Below are 19681 nucleotides of genomic sequence, written 5' to 3' on the forward strand. Positions count from 1 at the left end.
CGGTGGACCCGTACGCCAGGACACTGGACCCGTGCGCACAGTCAGAGCGGCGGCCGCTGCCGCCACCGCGGCCCTGGCGGCCGGCGCGGCGAGCGTCGCCGCGGGCCGGTTCGCCAGCGACGCCGCGCTCAAGACGGCCCCGGGCCGGCCCCTGCCCACCGAACCCCGGCTCACCGTGCACTCCACGGCGGCCGGCCAGATCACCCTCACCCGCGACCTGGCCTCCCTGCGCCCGGGCACCTACGGCCTGGCCGGCGACGGCTCCCACGCGATCGTCGGGCCGGTCCTCGACGGCGCCCCGCACCTGCCCGACACCGTCGTACGCCGCCTGGAGCGCGTCACGCACGGCTCGCTGCACCCCCGTGACAAGGTCTGGCTCACCCCCAACCTGCACGTCGGCGACCCGCGCTCCGCCCTCGGCCTGCGCTACGCCGACGTCGACGTCCCGGGCGAACTCGGGGTGCTGCCCGCCTGGTTCGTGCCGGCCGTCCGCGAGACGTGGGTGATCACGGTGCACGGGCTGGGCGCCACCCGCGAACACCCCCTGAACATCCTGCGGTTCCTGCACGGCAGGCACTTCCCGGTGCTCGACCTCGCCTACCGCGGCGACCTCGGCGCGCCCCGCCCGCCGGACGGCCTGAGCCACCTCGGCGAGACCGAGTGGCGCGACCTGGACGCGGCGATCCGGCACGCCGTGCGCCACGGCGCCGAACGGGTCGTCCTGCACGGCTGGTCCACCGGCGCCACCATGGCGCTGCGCGCCGCCCTCCACTCCGAGCTGCGCGACCGGATCTGCGGCCTGGTCCTGGACTCGCCCGTACTCGACTGGGAGGCGACGCTGCGCGCCCTGGCCCGGGCCCGGCACACCCCGCGCCCGCTGCTGCCGCTCGCGGTGCGCGCCGCCCAGGGCCGCACGGGACGGTACGGCGACGGGGCCGCCGCGACACCGGACCCGACCCGGCTCACCATGCCGACGCTGATCTTCCACGGCCCGGACGACGAGGTCGCCCCCTGGTCCGCCTCCCGCCGACTGGCCGCCGCCCGCCCCAACCTCATCGCCCTGCACCCCGTCCCCAGGGCCCCCCACAACGCCATGTGGAACGCCGACCCCCAGGGCTACGAGGAGGCCCTACGACGCTTCCTCACGCCACTGATGTGAGCCGGGGGGCCTGCACCGGGGGCGGTTCCGCTTAGGCCTGCGGCGGGCCCCGGCCATGGCCTGCGGCGGGCCCTCGTCACGGCTTGCGGCGGATCGTGGCCACGGCCTGCTGTTGGTCCTGGCTACGGGACCTGGCAGCCGTCGGCTCCGGGCTGCGGGGGGCTGCCGCTTGAACCCGCGATGGGCTCCGGGCCGGGGCGTGGCGGGCTCCCCCCGGCGGCGTCGGCCCAGGGTTCGGTCTGCGCCGCCCCCGCCCTCCGCCCCCCCTCGGCTCACGGCGGGCCCGGCCACGGCCTGCGGCGGATTCCGGTTTCCGGGCCGTGGCGGCCCGGGCTCCGGGTTGTGCCGGCCCTGGCTCGGGCTGCGGCTCCGGCCCGCGATGGGCTCTGGCTCCGGACTTCGGCAGGCCCCCGCACCGGTCCGCGTCGGCCCAGGGCCCGGCCTGCGGCGCCCCTCCCTCGGCTCACGGCGGCCCCGGCCACGGCCTGCGGCGGACCCCGTCTTCCGGGCCCTGGCGGCCCTGGGCTCAGGCCCCTGGCGGCCCCCGGCTCGGGCCCGTGGCGGCTCCAGTCCCGGGCCCGTAGCCGCCCCTGCCCTCGGGCCGCGGCGGGCCGCGGCTCCGGCCCGCGACGGATTCGGCTCCGGGCCGTGGCGGCCCCCCGGCCCGCGTCGGCCCAGAGCGCGGCCCACGGCGCCTCCCGCCCCCGGCCCGCAACGCCCTCCGCCCGCAGCGCCCCCCCGCCCCCAGCAAGCCCCGCCCCACCCCTCCCACACCCACCTTGGCCAGGACGCGTAGGCCCCCGCCGGACCCCTGCGTTGGCCTTGTCCGTTGCCCGCGGTGACATTCCGTTTGGGTTTTCGGACCGTCAACCGGAAGACTGCACCCGTGACGTCCCGTATCCCGCGCGACTCCAGGCTTCGACTCGTCCGCCCACGACCCCTGGCCGCCGCCCCCCGAGCTGTGAACCAGCGGCGCACGCACCGCCCCGCACCGCGCCCCCCGGAGGGCACCCCGGCCCCCGCGGAACTGGCCGGAATGGCGCGCTCCCACCTCGCCTGGGCGGCCCGCGTCGCCCGCTGGGCGGACACCGCCCTCGGCCCCGGCCGCGGCGCGGCGACCGCCGACGGCAAGGCCACCCTCTCCGCGGCCACCGCCGAGCGGGCCGCCGCGGAGCTGGGCCTGACCGCCGCCCGGGTGCGCGCCGAGTGGGACACCGCCCGCCTCGCCGGACTCGTCGAGGTGCACGGCGGCAGCGCCCGCCCCGGCTGGCGGCTGCGCGCCTGGGACCGCGACGACAGCGCCGTACTGCGCGGCTGGGTCGCCCTCTTCGACGCCTGGTCGCTCGCCTGCCCGGAACCGGGAGGCCACGAGGCCGCCGCCGTCGCCGAGGTCGTCTCGGCCATGCCGCAGGTGCTGTCCTTCCTCCAGCTCTCCGCCGGCCCGGTCCCCGTCGAGCAGCTGCTCGACCTCCTGCGCCAGCGCGTCACCGAGCTGCGCACCGAACGCTGCGAGGTCCCCTACGACCCGCGCCTGGAGCCCGTCCGGCCGCTGGCCGCAGCGCCGGCCGCCGCGGCGCTCGCCCCCGAGCCGCACAGCGCGGACGCCGGCGCGCTCGCCCCCCTGCTCGACTGGGCGCTGCGCGCCCTCGCCTCCGTCGGCGCCCTCACCTACGGCGCCCCGCAGGCCACCCTCACCCCGCTCGGCAGCTGGGCGGTCTGGGTCAAGCTGGAGCAGATCTGCGTCGCCGCGCAGAGCCCCGCCGGCAACATCGAGCAGGCGGCCGAGGACATGCTGCGCGGCTGCGCCCAGCTACGGCCCAACGCGGCCCGCGCCGAGTACCGGGCCTGGCTCGCCGCCCGCCCCGTCGGCAGCGCCGTCACCGAGCTCCTCGGCGCCGCCCGCGGCGAGGATGCCCTGCTGCGCGGCCTCGCCTTCGAGGCGCTGCGGGTGGTCGGCGGCCCCGCCGAACCCGAGGTGCGGGCCGTGCTCGACGAGCCGGCGCTGCGGCCGTACGCCCTGCTGTGGCTGGCCGAGCACGACGGTGTGGACCCGGAGGACGCCCACGAGGTGCTCACCCGCGAGGAGGCCACCTGGCTGTGGGTGGACACCGCCGCCGCCGTCACCGACCACGGCGAGTCCGCGATGCTCGTGCGCCACCTGGAGTCCGCGCTGCAGCCCACCGTCCCCGCGCTGCTCGACGAGGTACGGGCCGTCGGCCACCCCCGCACCGTGCAGGTGCTGGTCGCGCTGGCCGCCGCCCACCCCGACCCGGCCCTGGCCAAAGCCGTCCGCCGGGCCGCCTTCCAGGTGCACACGGGGGGTGTCTAGCCGGAGCGCCGACGGCACGGGGCCGTCACGTCGGACTCGGGCACCCCTTCATGCCTTCACGCCTTCATGCCGAGGCTGTGACGTGGCAAACACCCGGGAAAAGTGCTTGCACACCCCCGTTAGACTGTCCCCCATGGCCTTTCTCCTCGCGCATTAGACGGCGGGAACGCCCTCAGCCGCCCCACCCGCCACCGACCCGCCCTGGAGTCTGTCCGTGATCTCCGCTTCCGGCATCGAGCTGCGCGCCGGTGCCCGCATCCTCATCGAGAACGCCACCTTCCGCGTCGCCAAGGGCGACCGCATCGGCCTGGTCGGCCGCAACGGCGCCGGCAAGACCACCCTCACCAAGTGCCTGGCCGGCGAGGGCGTCCCCGCCGGCGGCACCATCACCCGCTCCGGCGAGGTCGGCTACCTCCCGCAGGACCCCCGCACCGGCGACCTCGACGTGCTCGCCCGCGACCGCATCCTCTCCGCCCGCGGCCTGGACGTCCTGATCCGCAAGATGCGCGACAACGAGCAGCGCATCGCGAGCGGCCAGGGCGCCACCCGCGAGAAGGCGCTGCGCCAGTACGAGCGCCAGGAGACCGAGTTCCTCACCAAGGGCGGGTACGCCGCCGAGGCCGAGGCCGCCACCATCGCCGCCGCGCTCAACCTGCCCGACCGGGTGCTCGGCCAGCCCCTGCACACGCTCTCCGGCGGTCAGCGCCGCCGCGTCGAGCTGGCCCGGATCCTGTTCTCCGACGCCGACACCCTGCTCCTGGACGAGCCGACCAACCACCTCGACGCGGACTCGATCACCTGGCTGCGCGATTACCTGAAGACCTACCGCGGCGGCTTCATCGTGATCTCCCACGACGTCGACCTGGTCGAGACGGTCGTCAACAAGGTGTTCTACCTGGACGCCAACCGTTCCCAGATCGACGTCTACAACATGGGCTGGAAGCTGTACCAGCAGCAGCGCGAGGCCGACGAGAAGCGCCGCAAGCGCGAGCGCGCCAACGCCGAGAAGAAGGCCGCCGCCCTGCACTCGCAGGCCGACAAGATGCGCGCCAAGGCCACCAAGACGGTCGCCGCGCAGAACATGGCCCGCCGCGCGGACAAGCTGCTGGCCGGCCTGGAGGCCGTCCGTCAGTCCGACAAGGTCGCCAAGCTGCGCTTCCCCGAGCCCTCCCCCTGCGGCAAGACCCCGCTGATGGCCGAGGGCCTGTCGAAGTCGTACGGCTCGCTGGAGATCTTCACCGACGTCGACCTGGCCGTCGACAAGGGCTCCCGGGTCGTCATCCTCGGCCTCAACGGCGCCGGCAAGACCACCCTGCTGCGCCTGCTGGGCGGCGTGGAGAAGCCCGACACCGGCCAGGTCGTCCCCGGCCACGGCCTCAAGCTCGGCTACTACGCGCAGGAGCACGAGACCCTGGACCCGGACCGCACGGTCCTGGAGAACATGCGCTCGGCCGCGCCCGACATGGACCTCGTCGAGGTCCGCAAGGTGCTGGGCTCGTTCCTGTTCTCCGGCGACGACGTCGACAAGCCGGCCGGGGTGCTCTCCGGCGGCGAGAAGACCCGGCTCGCGCTGGCGACCCTGGTGGTCTCCTCCGCCAACGTCCTCCTCCTCGACGAGCCCACCAACAACCTCGACCCGGCCAGCCGCGAGGAGATCCTCGGCGCGCTGCGCACCTACCAGGGCGCCGTCGTCCTCGTCACGCACGACGAGGGCGCGGTCGAGGCGTTGCAGCCGGAGCGGATCATCCTGCTGCCCGACGGCGTCGAGGACCTGTGGGGCGCCGGCTACGCGGACCTCGTCGCCCTCGCCTGACCCGGCGGCGGCCGCCCGGCCGCCCCGTGATCAACAGCGTATGGATCATTCGGCCCATCGGTGATCCATCATCTGCGTGAGATCTCCTCGTACCGGGGTGTGTCCTCCACGGATTTCACGGCCGAGCCCTTATGCGCCAAGGGCTCGGCCGTCGTGCGTCGCTGACCTGGCACTTCGCGGAAGAACCCGTTCGGCGGTACGGACCGCGGCGTGCGGAATCTGTGATTCCGCATGTGGGGACCCGCTCCTGTCGTCACCAGCCTGTCTCACGGACCTTGCCGAATGGGTGGCCATGAGGGCCCGGAGGGGTGATCATGAGGGGACCAGAGCGCACTTCCCATGAGGAGGCACGGGTGGCCGAGACTCTGAAGAAGGGCAGCCGGGTGACCGGCGCCGCGCGCGACAAGCTCGCGGCAGACCTGAAGAAGAAGTACGACGCCGGTGCGAGCATTCGGGCGTTGGCCGAGGAGACCGGCCGCTCGTATGGCTTCGTGCACCGGATGCTCAGCGAGTCGGGCGTCACGCTCCGTGGGCGTGGCGGCGCGACGCGGGGCAAGAAGGCCACATCGGCCTGACCGGCCCCGGGCGGTCCCTCCGGCTTCGGCTCCGAGGTGACCACCCGGTCGGTCGACCGACCGGCCGGGTGGTTACTGTGCAGTCACTTACGGATGCCCCGGCACGTTTCCCCACGTTCGCGTAGGGCCTCGTACCGGGCGTCCCGGCTGACCGCACCCATCGGAGGCGTAACCATGGCTTCGCCCGAGCACGAACTCGAATCGGAACTGGACCCGGTTCTCGACAAGGACGGCGTACGGCTCACCGTCGACGACGCGATCGCCACGGTGACGCTGACCCATCCGGCCAAGCGCAACGCGCAGAGCCCCGCCCTGTGGCGGGCGCTCACCGAGGCCGGACGGCTGCTGCCGGGCTCCGTCCGCGTCGTGGTGCTGCGTGCCGAGGGCAAGTCGTTCTCCGCCGGCCTCGACCGGCAGGCGTTCACTCCCGAGGGCTTCGACGGCGAGCCGTCCTTCCTCGACCTCGCGCGCGGCGGCGACGCCGAACTGGACGCGACCATCGCCGAGTACCAGGAGGCGTTCACCTGGTGGCGGCGCAGCGACATCGTCTCCGTCGCCGCGGTCCAGGGGCACGCCATCGGGGCCGGCTTCCAGCTGGCCCTCGCCTGTGACCTGCGCGTCGTCGCCGACGACGTGCAGTTCGCCATGCGCGAGACCAGCCTCGGACTGGTCCCCGACCTCACCGGCACGCACCCGCTGGTGGGCCTGGTCGGCCAGGCCCGCGCGCTGGAGATCTGCCTGACCGGCCGGTTCGTCACCGCCGAGGAGTCGGTGGCGACCGGGCTGGCCAACCTCGCCGTGCCCCGCGACGACCTGGACGACGCCGTACGCGACCTGGCCTCGGCGGTCCTGGCCGCGCCCCGCAGCGCGGTCATCGAGACCAAGGCCCTGCTCCAGGGCGCCCGGGACCGCACGTACGAGCAGCAGCGCACCGCCGAACGCCAGTCCCAGGCCCGCCGCCTGCGCGACCTGGCCGGCCTCGGCGAATAGGAAGAGGACGTCCGCCTTCGGCGTCCGCCGCGAACCCGGGGCCGCCCGGGGCTCGCGCGACGCGACCGCCCTGGGGGCCTCGCGGCGGGCGCCGAAGGCTCCAGGCTCCCGTGGCGTCAGAAGCCGTGCCGTGACCCGCCGTCCACCGGGAGCATCAGTCCCGTCAGGTAGGACGCCGCCGGGGACAGCACGAAGGCGGCGGTGCGCCCGAACTCCTCCGGCGTGCCGTACCGCCGCAGCGGGATGCGCGACTCGCTCGCCGTCCGTGTCGCCGCCGGGTCCGCCGAGAGGCCGTCCAGCTCGCGGACCCGGTCGGTGTCGATACGGCCGGGCAGCAGCCCCACGACCCGGATGCCGCGCGGCCCCAGCTCGTCCGCGAGGGACTTGGCGAACCCGGCGAGACCGGGCCGCAGGCCGTTGGAGACGGTCAGCCCGGGGATCGGCTCGTACACCGAACCCGACAGCACGAAGCCGATCGCACCGCCGGCCTCCAGCTCCGCGGCCGCCGCCCGGGCCAGCCGGACCGCGCCGAGGAAGACCGACTCGAACGCCGACCGCCACTGTTCGTCGGTGTTGTCCGCGACAAAGCCGGGCGGCGGGCCGCCGACGCTGACGAGGATGCCGTGGAAGCCGCCGAACCGCTCGCGCGCGGCCGCGATCAGCCGCTCCGGAGCACCGTCGTCCGCGTTGTCCACGGCCACCCCGGCCGCGTTCGGGCCCAGTGCGGCCGCCGCGTCGGCGACCCGCTGCTCGTCCCGCCCGCTGATCACGACCTTCGCCCCGTCCGCGACCAGCTCGCGCGCGGCGGCACCGCCGAGTCCGCGGGTGGCCCCGGTGACGACGTACACCCGGTCCTTCAGTCCAAGATCCATGACCCCTATCCTGCCCGGTCGGCCCCGTACCGGGCGAGAGCGGGGGAGGACCGGGCCGGGGAGAGAGCTAGACGACCGGGCCGGGGAGAGAGCTAGACGGCGGCGGGTTCCGCTTCCCGCGCCGCGTCCTCGGCGGCAGGCCCGCGGTCCCGCAGCTCGCGGCGGGCCAGGATCAGCCAGCCGACGGGCACGCACGCCGCGAACAGCCACCACTGGACCGCGTACGGCAGGTTGACGTCCTCGACGCCGATCCAGCTCGTGTCGCCCGAGGGCGCCGGCACCGGTTCGGGGCTGCCGCCCGCGGGCGCGGGGGACAGCAGCTCGGCGTAGCCGCCGAGCACCTCCTTGGCGGAGGGGTCGCCCGTGTCGCGCAGCAGCGAGCCGACCTGCGCGCTGTTGATCAGCATGATCTGGCGGTCCGGCAGTCCCTTGACGTTCTTGATGCCGCTCGCCGCCGTCGTCTGGTCCTGCATCAGGCGGGCGGTGACGGTGACCTCGCCCCGGGCGGGCGCCGGGATCTGCGGGAAGGCGGTCTGCGAGTCGGGTGAGGGGATCCAGCCGCGGTTGACGAGGAGGACCTTGCCGTCGTCCAGGACGAAGGGGGTCAGCACGTGGTAGCCGACCTTGTCATCGGCGTTGGTGCGCCGGCGCACCACCAGTTCGTGCGCGGTGTCGAAGTGGCCCCGCGCCGTCACCCGGCGGTACATGTCGTCGTGCGCGACCGAACCGCCGACCGAGGCCAGTGTCTCGACCGGCACCGGCTCGGCCGCCTGCGAGGCGGCGATCACCTTGTTCAGCGCCTGCCGGTGGTCGTGGCGGTGCAACTGCCAGAAACCCAGCCAGATCATCGTCGGGATCAGTGCGATCGCGATGATCGTGAGGATCACCCACTGGCGGGTCAACAGGAAGCGGTACACCCCACGACGGTACCTCTCCGTCCGTGGGGTGTTTTCGGCAGGGGTGTCCGGGCGGCCCTCAGACACGGTCGACGATGCCGGCCCTCCCCTCCGCGCGGGCGCAGTGTCCGCCGCAGTACCAGTGGCCCTCGACCTCGACGCCCTGGCCGATGATCTGCACCCGGCAGTGCTCGCAGATCGGCGCCATGCGGTGGATCGCGCAGGCGAAGCAGTCGAAGACGTGCACCGCTCCCTGGGCATGGATCTCGAAGGTCATGCCGTAGTCATTGCCGCATACCTCACATCTCGCCATGCGCCACAGGGTGAGCCGTGGCCGCCGCGCGGGCGAGCGGGCGGCGGGCGAGTCGTCCGGCAATCACCCGTACGCGCCCCGGCCGGGCCGCCCCCGGCACGCACCCGCGGACCGCGCGGTCGCCGCCGCGCGGGCGCCGCCCCCGTCAGGCCCCGTCCGCCGGTTCCACGTCCCCGAGGAGCTGCCCGAACGCCGCCTCGTCCACCACCGGAGTGCCGTACTGGCGGGCCTTGGCCGTCTTCGACGTGCCCGAGTCCGGGTCGTTGGTGACGAGCAGGCTGGTCAGCCGGGACAGGCTGGTGGCGACATGCAGTCCGGCCTCGGTCGCCCGGTCCTCCAGGAGTTCGCGGTCGGTGGAGGTGTCACCGGAAAAGGCGACCCGCATACCCTGTTTGAGGCGTTTGCCCGGTTCATAGCGTCCCGGGTTGGGATGAGGGCATGCGGGCCTTTTCCGGGACGGACGCCAACTGCCCGCGCCGTAACCGCCGTACCCGCTGTAGCCCCCCGACTGCTGCCGGGGCACGGGCCGGTCCGACCACTCCGTCAGCGGCCGGCACTCCAGCAGCGGCAGCCGCACCCCGCCCGCCGCCGCGGCCCGCAGACTCGGCCGGAACGCCTCCGCCAGCACCCGGGCGTCGTCCAGCGCGTGGTGCGCCCGCTGCTGTACGACGCCGAAGTGCGCCGCCAGCGACTCCAGCTTGTGGTTGGGCAGCGGCAGGCGCAGCTCCTTGGAGAGCGCGATGGTGCACAGCCGCTGCCGCACCGGCGCCTCGCGCTGCGCGCGCGCGTACTCGCGGGCGATCATCTGCCAGTCGAACACCGCGTTGTGCGCGACGAGCACCCGGTCGGCCAGCCGGACGGCGAACTCCTCGGCGATGTCCGTGAAGAGCGGCGCGCCCTCCAGCACATCGCTGGTCAGTCCGTGGATCCACACCGGCCCCGGGTCCCGCTCCGGATTGACCAGCGTGTACCAGTGGTCCTCGACCTCGCCGCGCGCGTCCAGCCGGTAGACCGCCGCGGAGATGATGCGGTCGTCCCGGGCCAGGCCGGTGGTCTCCACGTCAACGACCGCGTATCCCTGCGGATACGCGACCGGCCACGGTGCGGGGGAGGGCCCTGCGAGGGTGCGGTCTTCCAGCATGGTCATTGAGGATACGGGCCATGACTGACACTCCGGCCCGCCAGGTGGCCGCCCGGACCCCCGGGACAACGGTCCCCGCAGGCCACCGCCGGCTCCGGTCCCGTACACCCGGGCGCGAAAGAGTCCGTCGCGCCCCGGAGTTCACGCCGGTGGCGCCACCCGCGCGAACCCCCCGGCACCGGGCCACGACAAGGCCCCCACGGCGGGAAGCGGTTGAGGGAACGGGCCGAAGGAACCGGTCGAAGCGGAATCGGGCACGGCCGTGTGATCCCCCTGGCGGTGACCGGACCCACGCACGACGAGACGCACGACGAGACGCACGACGAGACGCGCGACATCACCCACGACGAGTCGCACGGTGGCGCCCTGTCCTCGGCTCCCGCCTCGGCGGACTCCGCTGGTCACGGGCACGTCGGTGCGCGAGGGAGGACGGCGACGACGTACGGTGAGATGCGCCCGGCCGCTCGTCGGCCGCGGCCGTCACACCGAACGAACAGCGAGAAGGACCCGTCATGCGCGCCACCACCATCCACGCCCCGTACGACATGCGGGTGGAGGACGTGCCCGAGCCGATCACACGGCTGTCCACCGACGCCGTGGTGCGGGTGCTGCGCGCCTGCATCTGCGGCAGCGACCTGTGGGCCTACCGCGGCGAGGCGGCACGGCAGCCCGGACAGCGCATCGGGCACGAGTTCCTGGGCGTGGTCGAGGAGACCGGCGGCGACGTGACCGGCGTGCGGCCCGGTGACCTCGTGGTCGCGCCCTTCATGTGGTCCGACGGCGTCTGCGACCAGTGCCGCGAGGGCCTGACCACCTCGTGCGAGCACGGCGGCTTCTGGGGGTCCGTGGGCTACGACGGCGGTCAGGGCGAGGCCGTGAGGGTGCCGTTCGCCGACGGCACCCTGGTGCGGCTGCCCAAGGAGGCGGTCTCCGACGACCGCCTGCTGTCCGCGCTGCTCACCCTCTCCGACGTCCTGGGCACCGGCCACCACGCGGCCCTCGGCGCGGGCGTGCGGCCCGGCGCCACGGTCGCGGTCGTCGGCGACGGCGCGGTGGGGCTGTGCGCGGTGCTCGCCGCCCGGCGGCTGGGCGCCGAACGGATCATCGCCCTGGGCCGCCACTCCGCCCGGACCGACATCGCACGCCGCTTCGGCGCCACCGACGTCGTCGCCGAACGCGGCGAGGCCGCCGTCGAGGCGGTCCGCGAACTCACCCGCGGCCAGGGCGCGCACGCCGTCGTCGAGGCGGTCGGCACCGAGCAGTCGATGCGCACGGCGGTCCACATCACCCGGGACGGCGGCGCCATCGGCTTCGTCGGCGTCCCGCACGGCAGTGGCACCGGCTTGGACCTCGGCGTCATGTTCGACCGCAACATCGCGCTGCGCGGCGGCGTCGCCCCGGTCCGGTCCTACATCCCCGAGCTGCTGCCCGACGTCCTCGACGGCACCATCGACCCCTCACCGGTCTTCGACATGACCGTCGGCCTGGAGGACGTCCCCGCCGGCTACCGCGCCATGGACGACCGCGCGGCGCTGAAGGTACTGGTCACGACGACCTGACCGCCGACGGGTCCCGGGGCACGGGGGTGCGCCCCGGGGCACGGGAGTACGGGGCTGCGGGAGCACCGCGCCCCGCTCACCACCACCGTGCCGAATCCGTCCCCCACGGCACCGGCGGGTGTGCCCAGTCGGTGGGGCCGTCGGCGAAGGTGACGGGGGAGAGGGCGTGGCGCAGGGTGCCGAGGCGGCCGGCCGTCTCGGCCAGCCACGGTTCCGGGCTGTCGTACGGGGCGGACTCGACCGAGGTGGTGGCCGAAGGGCCGGTCGCCGTGCCGGTGGCGTCGCCGCCCGTCAGCCAGGCCGCCGTCCGGGTCAGTACCGCCCGCAGGACGCGGGTGCCGCCCTCGTACGACTGCTCGGTCAGCGCCCGCAGCACGGCCGCCGCGAGGAGATAGCCCGTGCCGTGGTCCAGGGCCTGCGCGGGCAGCGCGCCCGGCTGTTCCGCCGTTCCCTCCACGGCCGCGATGCCGGTGGCGACCTGGACGAGGCTGTCGAAGCCCCGCCGCCCGGCCCAGGGCCCGTAGTCGCCCCACGCCGACAACTGGGCCACCACCAGTCCGGGCCGCCGCTCGGCCAGTGCCTCGGGGCAGAGCCCGTACCGGTCCAGGGCGCCGGGCCGGTAGCCGGTGACGACGACGTCCGCCCCGGCGAGCAGCTCCTCGAAGGCGGCGCGGCCGGCCGCGAGGTCCAGCGCCGCCGACCGCTTGCCGAACCCGGTGTCCGCGTGCTGGTCGGCCAGTTCCGGCAGGTGCGGCGGGTCGACGCGCAGCACGTCCGCGCCCAGCAGGGCGAGCGTGCGGGTGGCCACGGGACCGGCGATGACCCGGGTCAGGTCCAGGACGCGCAGCCCGGCGGCGGGCAGGACGGGGGCGCCGGCCAGGGACGGGAACACGCGCGCGGGCGCCGCGTCGAGGCGCTCGCGGCCGATCAGCGGGCGGGCGGCCACCGCGGCCGCCTGCTCGTGCGCGGCCCACTCGGCGGGCGTGCGCAGCGCGACCGCGAGCCCCCCGGCCATGTACACGCACTCCTCGACGTCCAGCGCGGACCGCTCGGCGAGCCGGCCGGCCACCTCACGCTCCGTCGCGCCCGGCGGCAGCCCCAGCGCGTGCAGCAGCCGGGCGCGGTGGTGCGGATAGTTGGCGTGCGTGCGCACCCAGCCGTCCGCGGTCCGCCAGAACCGCGACAGCGGGGCGAAGGTGACCGGCGCCCGCCCGTCGATCAGCAGATGCCGCTCGCTGACGAACGCGGTCGCCAGCGCCCCGTCGTCCACGCGCACCGCCGGCACCCCGGCGCGCCCGGCGCGCCGCGCCGCCAGTTCGGCGGCGGCCAGCGCGCACGCGCCCACGCACGCGCGGGCCAGTTCCCGTACGGGAAGGCGCGCCCGCAGCGCGCCCTCCCGTTCCACCGTGGTGATCCGCCGCAGCAGGGCGGGGTCGCCGCCCAGCGCGGACCATGCGAACGCGATGTCAGTCATGACCGCACTATGCAGTATTGATTGAATCAACTTGCGGGGCGGCCGCCGAGGGGAGGCCGGCCACCGTGAGACGGGCGGCCACCGTGGGGCGGTCGGCTACCAGGTCACCGCGGCCAGCGCGTCCGCCGTGCCCCGGCCGTAGAAGCCGTTGTAGTTCCGGACGCCCTGGCAGACCGCGTCCACCTTGCCGTCCCCATTGATGTCGTACGGCTTCGTGCACGGCGTGCCGGTCGCCTCCGCGTACAGCAGCGCCTTCACCAGGGCGGCGGACGCGTGCGGATGCGTTGACTTGATCAATGCGGCCACACCCGCCACATGCGGGCTCGCCATCGACGTACCGGCCATGTAGCCCCAGGTGCCGCCCGGCAGCGGGCCCAGGATCAGGCCGCTGGTCGCCGGGGCGTCGGGCTTCTGGTAGGCCGTCGAGTCGCCGCCCGGCGCCGCGATGTCGATGACCCCGAGGCCGTAGTTGGAGAAGGACGACTTGACGCCCTTGGCGCCGGTCGCCGCGACCGTGACGACACCGGGCAACTGGGTGGGTATGTCGTAGCACTTGTGCGGGTCGATCACCCGGCCGCCGGGGGTGGAGTCGTTCGGGGAGGAGGGGTCGGTGATCGAGCGGGACGCCAGGTCGTAGTTCTCGTTGCCCGCCGCCGCGACGTTGACCGTGCCCTTCCTCTCCGCGTACTGCGAGGCCCGCCGCACGGCCTCCACGAGCGCCTTCTGGTCGGGGTCGTCGGCGCAGTTGAAGTACCAGGGGTCGGTGTAATAGCTGTTGTTGGTCACGTCGACGCCGTGCTCGGCCGCCCACACGAAGCCGCACACCACGGCCTCCGTGTAGAAGAACCCGTCCGGGTTGGCGACCTTGATGCCGGCCACCCGCACCCCCGGCGCGACCCCCGTGATGCCGACGCCGTTCTTCGCACCCGCGATCTCCCCGGCCACGTGCGTGCCGTGCGGGCTCTCGGAGGCGCTGGGCCGCCAAGCGCCGTCCGTGGTGTCGGGCTTGCCGGAGACGCAGTTGACGGAGTCCCCGCGGTCGAAGTTGGGCGCGATGTCCGGGTGGGTGTCGTCCACGCCGGTGTCGATGACCGCGACGGTGACCTTCGGGCTGCCCAGCGTCTTCTCGTGCGCCTTGTCCGCCTTGATGGCGGGCAGGTCCCACTGCAGCGGCTCCAGCGGGTCCTGCCCGGCGGCCGCCCGGCCCCGCGCCGCGGCCAGCTGGGCGGCGGTGAGCGGCTGCGGGGTGCCCACGTCGGTGGTCGACTGGGCGGGCAGCGGCGCGGTGCGCGTGGCGCCCGCCGCGTCCACCCCCGGCACCCTCCGGACCGTCTTCGCGAAGTCCGGGTTCGCGGAGTGGACGACGATCACGCCGATACGGTCGTACGCCGTCACGATCGTGCCGCCCGCCCTGGTGATCGCGTTCCTCACCCGCGCCGGGACACCGTGCCCCGGCCGGACGTCGACGACATAGCTGAGCGGGGCCGCGTCGGCCCCGGTGCCGGTGGGCTGCGCCCGGGGCGACGCCGAGGCCGCGGCCGGGAGGGAACCGAGCGAGGCGGTCAGCGCGAGCACGACCGGTACGGCCAGGGCGAGTCGGCGTCTGGAACGCGGATGAGCCATGGGGTCTCCACATCATCATCGTCCGGATACAGAACTGCCCGAGAACACAGGCGTGTTGTTCGGGCAGGTACATGACGGGTGGCGCAGGGCGAAGCTATCCTGCCGTCTCACCGGTCAGCAATGACTTGGCAATGACTCGTCCAGTCCGCTTGCGAAAACGGCTCATAGGACTTGAACCGGCCCGCGCGTGGCGCCGTGGACCTTCGACAGAGGTCCCGGGACCATCGAGCCCCCTGCCGCAATCCGCGCCATCCGCATTCGCGAACGAGGAGACCGACGTGGCCACCGAGACACCGCCACCCCCCAAGACCCAGCCCCAGGGCCCCGGCGCCGAGCAGTTCGCCGCGGTGCGCGAGAGCGCCGAGTTCGGTGAACTGCGCCGCTCCCAACGGGCCTTCGCCTTCCCGCTGACCGTCGCCTTCATCGCCTGGTACCTGCTCTACGTCCTGCTGTCCAACTACGCGGGCCGGTTCATGGGCACCCGGGTCGTCGGCAACGTCAACGTCGCCCTCGTCCTGGGCCTCGCCCAGTTCCTCACCACGTTCCTCATCGCCTGGTGGTACGCGCGGCACGCCGCCACGAAGCTCGACCCGCGGGCCGAGGCCATCAAGTCCCGGATGGAGGGCGGCGCATGACCCCGGCCGCGCACCCCGCCGCGCACACCCTGCTGGCCGCCGGCGGCGCCGCGAGCGAGCACCGTACGCTGATCATCACCCTGTTCTCGGTGTTCGTCGCCGCTACCCTCGTCATCACCGTCCGGGCCGGCCGCCAGACCAAGGACGCCGCCGACTTCTACGCGGGCGGACGGCAGTTCACCGGCTTCCAGAACGGCCTGGCCGTCTCCGGCGACTACATGTCCGCCGCCTCCTTCCTCGGCATCGCCGGCGCCATCGCCCTCTTCGGCTACGACGGCTTCCTGTACTCCATCGGCTTCCTGGTCGCCTGGCTGGTCGCCCTGCTGCTGGTCGCCGAACCGCTGCGCAACTCCGGCCGCTACACCATGGGCGACGTCCTGGCGTACCGCATGCGCCAGCGCCCGGTCCGCACCGCCGCCGGCACCTCCACCATCGTCGTGTCGATCTTCTACCTGCTGGCCCAGATGGCCGGCGCGGGCGTCCTGGTCTCCCTGCTGCTGGGCATCACCAGCGACGCGGGCAAGATCGGCATCGTCGCCCTGGTCGGCGTCCTGATGATCGTGTACGTCACGATCGGCGGCATGAAGGGCACCACCTGGGTGCAGATGGTCAAGGCCGTACTGCTGATGGCGGGCGCCGTCCTGCTGACCTTCCTGGTACTGCTCAAGTTCGACTTCGACGTCTCCGGCCTGCTCGGCAGCGCCGCCCACACCAGCGGCAAGGGCACCGCCTTCCTGGAGCCGGGACTCAAGTACGGCGCCACCGGCACCACCAAGCTGGACTTCCTCTCGCTCGGCCTCGCCCTGGTGCTCGGCACCGCGGGACTGCCGCACATCCTGATCCGCTTCTACACGGTCCCCACCGCCAAGGCCGCCCGCAAGTCCGTGATCTGGGCGATCGGCCTGATCGGCGCCTTCTACCTGATGACCCTCGCGCTCGGCTTCGGCGCCGCCGCACTGATCGAGCCGGGCGAGATCATCGCCTCCAACAAGGCGGGCAACACGGCCGCGCCCCTGCTCGCCCTGCACCTGGGCGGGACCGATTCGACCTGGGGCGCGATCCTGCTGGCCTCCATCTCGGCGGTCGCCTTCGCCACCATCCTCGCCGTCGTCGCCGGCCTCACCCTGGCCTCCTCGTCCTCCTTCGCCCACGACATCTACGCCAACGTCATCAAGCGGGGCACCGCCACCGAGAAGCAGGAACTGGGCGCGGCCCGCTGGGCGACCGTCGGCATCGGCGCCGTCTCCGTCGTCCTGGGCGCCCTCGCCCGGGACCTCAACGTGGCGGGCCTGGTCGCGCTCGCCTTCGCGGTCGCCGCCTCCGCCAACCTGCCCACGATCCTCTACAGCCTCTTCTGGAAGCGGTTCACCACCGCCGGCGCCCTGTGGTCCATCTACGGCGGCCTGGTCACCGCGGTCGGCCTGGTGCTGTTCTCGCCGGTCGTCTCGGGCAAGCCCACCTCGATGTTCCCGCACACCGACTTCCACTGGTTCCCGCTGGAGAACCCGGGGATCATCTCCATCCCGGTCGGTTTCCTGCTGGGCGCCGTCGGCACCCTGCTGTCCAAGGAGACACCGGACGCCGCCAAGTACGCGGAACTGGAGGTCAGGTCGCTGACCGGCACCGGAGCGCACTGACCCCGGCCCGCCCCTCCCGGGACGCGGCCGCGGGTGTCGTAGGGATCTACGACACGGCCGCGTCCCACGTCGTCGGATCGGGCCGGTGTTCTTGTCGGTGCGGTCGCGTAGGCTCGCAGGAGACGGCACATCACTGATCCGCGACGAGGGAGGGGGCGCACGTGCTCATCGACACCTTCGGCCGGGTGGCCACCGACCTGCGAGTCTCGCTCACCGACCGGTGCAATCTGCGCTGCACCTACTGCATGCCCGAGGAGGGCCTGCAGTGGCTGGCCAAGCCCGACCTGCTCACCGACGACGAGATCGTCCGCCTGATCGGCATAGCGGTCACCTCCCTGGGCATCGAGGAGGTCCGCTTCACCGGCGGCGAGCCCCTGCTGCGCCCCGGCCTGCCCGGCATCGTCGAGCGCGTCGCGGCCCTGGAGCCCCGCCCGCAGATGTCCCTGACCACCAACGGCATCGGCCTCAAGCGCACCGCGCCGGCCCTGAAGGCGGCCGGCCTGGACCGGGTCAACGTCTCCCTGGACACCCTGCGCCCGGACGTCTTCAAGACCCTCACCCGCCGGGACCGCCACAAGGACGTCATCGAGGGACTGCACGCCGCCCGCGAGGCCGGCCTGACCCCGGTCAAGGTGAACTCGGTCCTGATGCCAGGGCTCAACGCCGACGAGGCGCCCGACCTCCTGGCCTGGGCCGTGGAGCACGACTACGAGCTGCGGTTCATCGAGCAGATGCCGCTGGACGCCCAGCACGGCTGGAAGCGCGAGGGCATGGTCACCGCGGGCGACATCCTGGCCTCCCTGCGCACCCGTTTCGAGCTGACCGCCGAGGGCGCCGGCGAGCGCGGCTCCGCCCCGGCCGAGCGCTGGCTCGTCGACGGCGGCCCGCACCGCGTCGGCGTCATCGCCTCGGTCACCCGCCCGTTCTGCGCGGCCTGCGACCGCACCCGCCTCACCGCCGACGGACAGGTCCGCACCTGCCTGTTCGCCACCGAGGAGACGGACCTGCGCGCCGCCCTGCGCTCGGGCGCCCCCGACGAGGAGATCGCCCGCATCTGGCGGCTGGCGATGTGGGGCAAGAAGGCCGGCGCGGGCCTGGACGACCCGTCCTTCGTCCAGCCGGACCGCCCGATGTCCGCGATCGGCGGCTAGCAGGGGACCGAGGGGTCAAGCCCCTTCGGGGGCCTCCCACTCGGCGAGCAGGACCACGTCCTTGAGGAAACCCCGTACGCCGAGGAACTGCGACAGATGCTCCCGGTGCTCCTCGCACGCCAGCCACGTCTTGCGCCGCTCGGGCGTGTGCAGCTTCGGATTGTTCCAGGCCAGCACCCACACGGCGGCGGCACGGCAGCCCTTGGCGGAGCAGATCGGGGCGGTCTCGTCAGTCACAGGTTCGTCTCACAGCCACTGCGCACAAGGCGACGCCGAGCAGCCACGGGGGGAGCTGCCCGGCGTCGGTCTGTCGCTCCGACGGGGGATGCGGAGCGCGTACGAAGTATGTCACGGGTGACCCGTCGCCCGGCACTGGAACAACATGATTGATCTGAGCTTTTCTTGAGCTTCACGCGGAGACCCCACGGGAGTCCGGCAGCCGTCGCCGGTCACGCTCCGTCACGGGACTCGTGCGCCGCGCCCGGCGCGTCCGCCGCCGGGCCGCGCGGCCCGTCCTCCGGAACGGATTCCGCAAAGCCGTCCTCCGTGCCCCGCGGCGCGGTGATCATCGGCTTCGCGGGCAGGGTGACGAACGTCGACGGCAGGTTCGGCGCGTTCTCCCGCCCGGCGTTGGCGATCACCACGGCGACATAGGGCAGCACCGCGCCGAGCACCAGTGCCACGATCGCGACGTACCGTTCGACGTTCCACAGCACCACCGCGAGGAGCACCGAGAGCGTACGGACGGCCATGGAGATGACGTACCGGCGCTGGCGGCCGCGCACGTCCTCCTGCAGACCGGTCCGGGCTCCCGTGATCCGGAACACCTCGACGTGGCCACCGCCATGCTGCTTCCGCATCACATTCCACCCATCGCCCGCATCGGACAGCCCTTCGGCCCGCATCCGGTTCCCGGCCGGCCGACGGCGCCGGTCCCGCACCAGGTACGACTCCACGGTACGCCGCGCCCACCCCGCATTCGAGGGCGGGTCACGCCCCTGCCTGCGCGAACGGCTCACGCACCCCCGCCAGGGCGCGCCCCGCGCACCCGCCGTACGCGCCCTGCGCACCACGCGTACGGCCGTACCCGGCAGGCGGCGTACGGCAGGCCCGCCGACACTTGCCGTAATGCTCACGTCGAGCCGGACGAGGAGGCAGCCATGGGCTGGTTGTGGGCGATCATCGTGGGTCTCGTTCTCGGTCTGATCGCCAAGGCGGTCATCCCCGGCAAGCAGCACAGCCCCCTGTGGCTGACCACGATCTTCGGCATGCTCGGCGCCATCGTCGGCAACGCGGTCGCCCGCGTGGTCGGTGTCGCCGAGACCCGCAGCATCGACTGGACCCGGCACCTCTTCCAGCTGGTGGCCGCGATCGTCATCGTGGCCGTCGGCGACATGGCGTACATGGCGCTGTGGGGGCACCGGCGGCGGGGCGAACGGGTGTAGCCGACGCGGCCGGACGGACACGCGCGAAGGGGGGCGGCCCGGCCGGGCCGCCCCCCTTCGCGCGTGTCC

General features: G+C 73.7%; 18 protein-coding genes. 10 read left to right on the forward strand and 8 right to left on the reverse strand.

Features of this window, described 5'->3' with window-relative positions; translation table 11 throughout:
- The first annotated feature begins 31 nt into the window (after positions 1 to 31).
- The 5 genes from ABZ858_RS03230 (at position 32) to ABZ858_RS03250 (ending at position 6866) form a co-directional block, all read left to right on the forward strand.
- Positions 32 to 1159 carry a hypothetical protein gene (locus ABZ858_RS03230; protein ID WP_361371824.1) on the forward strand — a complete coding sequence of 376 codons (1128 nt, stop codon included), beginning with the start codon at positions 32 to 34 and terminating at the stop codon, positions 1157 to 1159.
- A 1036-nt stretch (positions 1160 to 2195) separates the two neighbouring features.
- A complete protein-coding gene (locus ABZ858_RS03235) occupies positions 2196 to 3488 on the forward strand; it encodes a hypothetical protein (protein WP_361371827.1) in 1293 nt (430 codons plus the stop codon).
- A gap of 214 nt (positions 3489 to 3702) precedes the next feature.
- A complete protein-coding gene (locus ABZ858_RS03240; protein WP_361371830.1) occupies positions 3703 to 5301 on the forward strand; it encodes an ABC-F family ATP-binding cassette domain-containing protein in 1599 nt (532 codons plus the stop codon).
- 353 nt (positions 5302 to 5654) lie between these two features.
- Complete coding sequence (locus ABZ858_RS03245; protein ID WP_003976983.1) at positions 5655 to 5876, forward strand: helix-turn-helix domain-containing protein; 222 nt, start codon at positions 5655 to 5657, stop codon at positions 5874 to 5876.
- A gap of 174 nt (positions 5877 to 6050) precedes the next feature.
- On the forward strand, positions 6051 to 6866 hold the full coding sequence (locus ABZ858_RS03250; RefSeq protein ID WP_361371833.1) for an enoyl-CoA hydratase/isomerase family protein: 816 nt from the start codon (positions 6051 to 6053) through the stop codon (positions 6864 to 6866).
- Between the two features lie 116 nt (positions 6867 to 6982).
- On the opposite strand, the gene ABZ858_RS03255 is transcribed toward ABZ858_RS03250, so the two are convergent.
- The 4 genes from ABZ858_RS03255 to ABZ858_RS03270 form a co-directional block, all read right to left on the reverse strand.
- Complete coding sequence (locus ABZ858_RS03255) at positions 6983 to 7738, reverse strand: SDR family oxidoreductase (RefSeq protein ID WP_361371836.1); 756 nt, start codon at positions 7736 to 7738, stop codon at positions 6983 to 6985.
- Positions 7739 to 7830: 92 nt separating this feature from the next.
- Positions 7831 to 8655 carry an SURF1 family protein gene (locus tag ABZ858_RS03260; RefSeq protein ID WP_361371839.1) on the reverse strand — a complete coding sequence of 275 codons (825 nt, stop codon included), beginning with the start codon at positions 8653 to 8655 and terminating at the stop codon, positions 7831 to 7833.
- Positions 8656 to 8713: 58 nt separating this feature from the next.
- Positions 8714 to 8947, reverse strand: a complete 234-nt coding sequence (locus ABZ858_RS03265; RefSeq protein ID WP_361371842.1) for a hypothetical protein — start codon at positions 8945 to 8947, stop codon at positions 8714 to 8716.
- 145 nt (positions 8948 to 9092) lie between these two features.
- On the reverse strand, positions 9093 to 10088 hold the full coding sequence (locus ABZ858_RS03270) for a DEDDh family exonuclease (RefSeq protein ID WP_361371845.1): 996 nt from the start codon (positions 10086 to 10088) through the stop codon (positions 9093 to 9095).
- 512 nt (positions 10089 to 10600) lie between these two features.
- Here ABZ858_RS03270 and ABZ858_RS03275 point away from each other — a divergent pair.
- Entirely contained in the window at positions 10601 to 11647 is a 1047-nt protein-coding gene (locus ABZ858_RS03275) for a zinc-dependent alcohol dehydrogenase family protein (protein WP_361371848.1), read from the forward strand.
- A gap of 76 nt (positions 11648 to 11723) precedes the next feature.
- On the opposite strand, the gene ABZ858_RS03280 is transcribed toward ABZ858_RS03275, so the two are convergent.
- On the reverse strand, positions 11724 to 13121 hold the full coding sequence (locus ABZ858_RS03280; protein ID WP_361371851.1) for a CoA transferase: 1398 nt from the start codon (positions 13119 to 13121) through the stop codon (positions 11724 to 11726).
- Positions 13122 to 13217: 96 nt separating this feature from the next.
- Entirely contained in the window at positions 13218 to 14744 is a 1527-nt protein-coding gene (locus ABZ858_RS03285; RefSeq protein WP_361371854.1) for a S8 family serine peptidase, read from the reverse strand.
- A gap of 278 nt (positions 14745 to 15022) precedes the next feature.
- Here ABZ858_RS03285 and ABZ858_RS03290 point away from each other — a divergent pair, with 278 nt between their 5' ends.
- From ABZ858_RS03290 to moaA, 3 genes are all read left to right on the forward strand, one after another.
- Positions 15023 to 15379 carry a DUF485 domain-containing protein gene (locus ABZ858_RS03290; protein WP_361371857.1) on the forward strand — a complete coding sequence of 119 codons (357 nt, stop codon included), beginning with the start codon at positions 15023 to 15025 and terminating at the stop codon, positions 15377 to 15379.
- Entirely contained in the window at positions 15376 to 17016 is a 1641-nt protein-coding gene (locus ABZ858_RS03295; protein ID WP_361371860.1) for a cation acetate symporter, read from the forward strand. The genes ABZ858_RS03290 and ABZ858_RS03295 overlap by 4 nt, the downstream gene beginning before the upstream one ends.
- Before the next feature lie 161 nt (positions 17017 to 17177).
- A complete protein-coding gene (moaA, locus tag ABZ858_RS03300; RefSeq protein WP_361371863.1) occupies positions 17178 to 18167 on the forward strand; it encodes a GTP 3',8-cyclase MoaA in 990 nt (329 codons plus the stop codon).
- 15 nt (positions 18168 to 18182) lie between these two features.
- On the opposite strand, the gene ABZ858_RS03305 is transcribed toward moaA, so the two are convergent.
- Together ABZ858_RS03305 and ABZ858_RS03310 are read right to left on the reverse strand one after the other, a co-directional pair.
- On the reverse strand, positions 18183 to 18404 hold the full coding sequence (locus ABZ858_RS03305) for a hypothetical protein (RefSeq protein ID WP_361371866.1): 222 nt from the start codon (positions 18402 to 18404) through the stop codon (positions 18183 to 18185).
- Positions 18405 to 18616: 212 nt separating this feature from the next.
- The gene (locus ABZ858_RS03310; protein ID WP_361371869.1) at positions 18617 to 19027 is read right to left on the reverse strand and encodes a DUF3099 domain-containing protein; all 411 of its coding nucleotides are present in this window, start codon (positions 19025 to 19027) and stop codon (positions 18617 to 18619) included.
- A gap of 300 nt (positions 19028 to 19327) precedes the next feature.
- On the opposite strand from ABZ858_RS03310, the gene ABZ858_RS03315 reads away from it, so the two are divergent.
- Positions 19328 to 19612: a GlsB/YeaQ/YmgE family stress response membrane protein gene (locus ABZ858_RS03315; RefSeq protein ID WP_361371872.1), complete on the forward strand. Its 285-nt coding sequence runs from the start codon at positions 19328 to 19330 to the stop codon at positions 19610 to 19612.
- The last annotated feature ends 69 nt before the right edge of the window (positions 19613 to 19681 follow it).

The organism is Streptomyces sp. NPDC047017 (genome assembly GCF_040644175.1).
Taxonomy (GTDB): Bacteria; Actinomycetota; Actinomycetes; order Streptomycetales; family Streptomycetaceae; genus Streptomyces.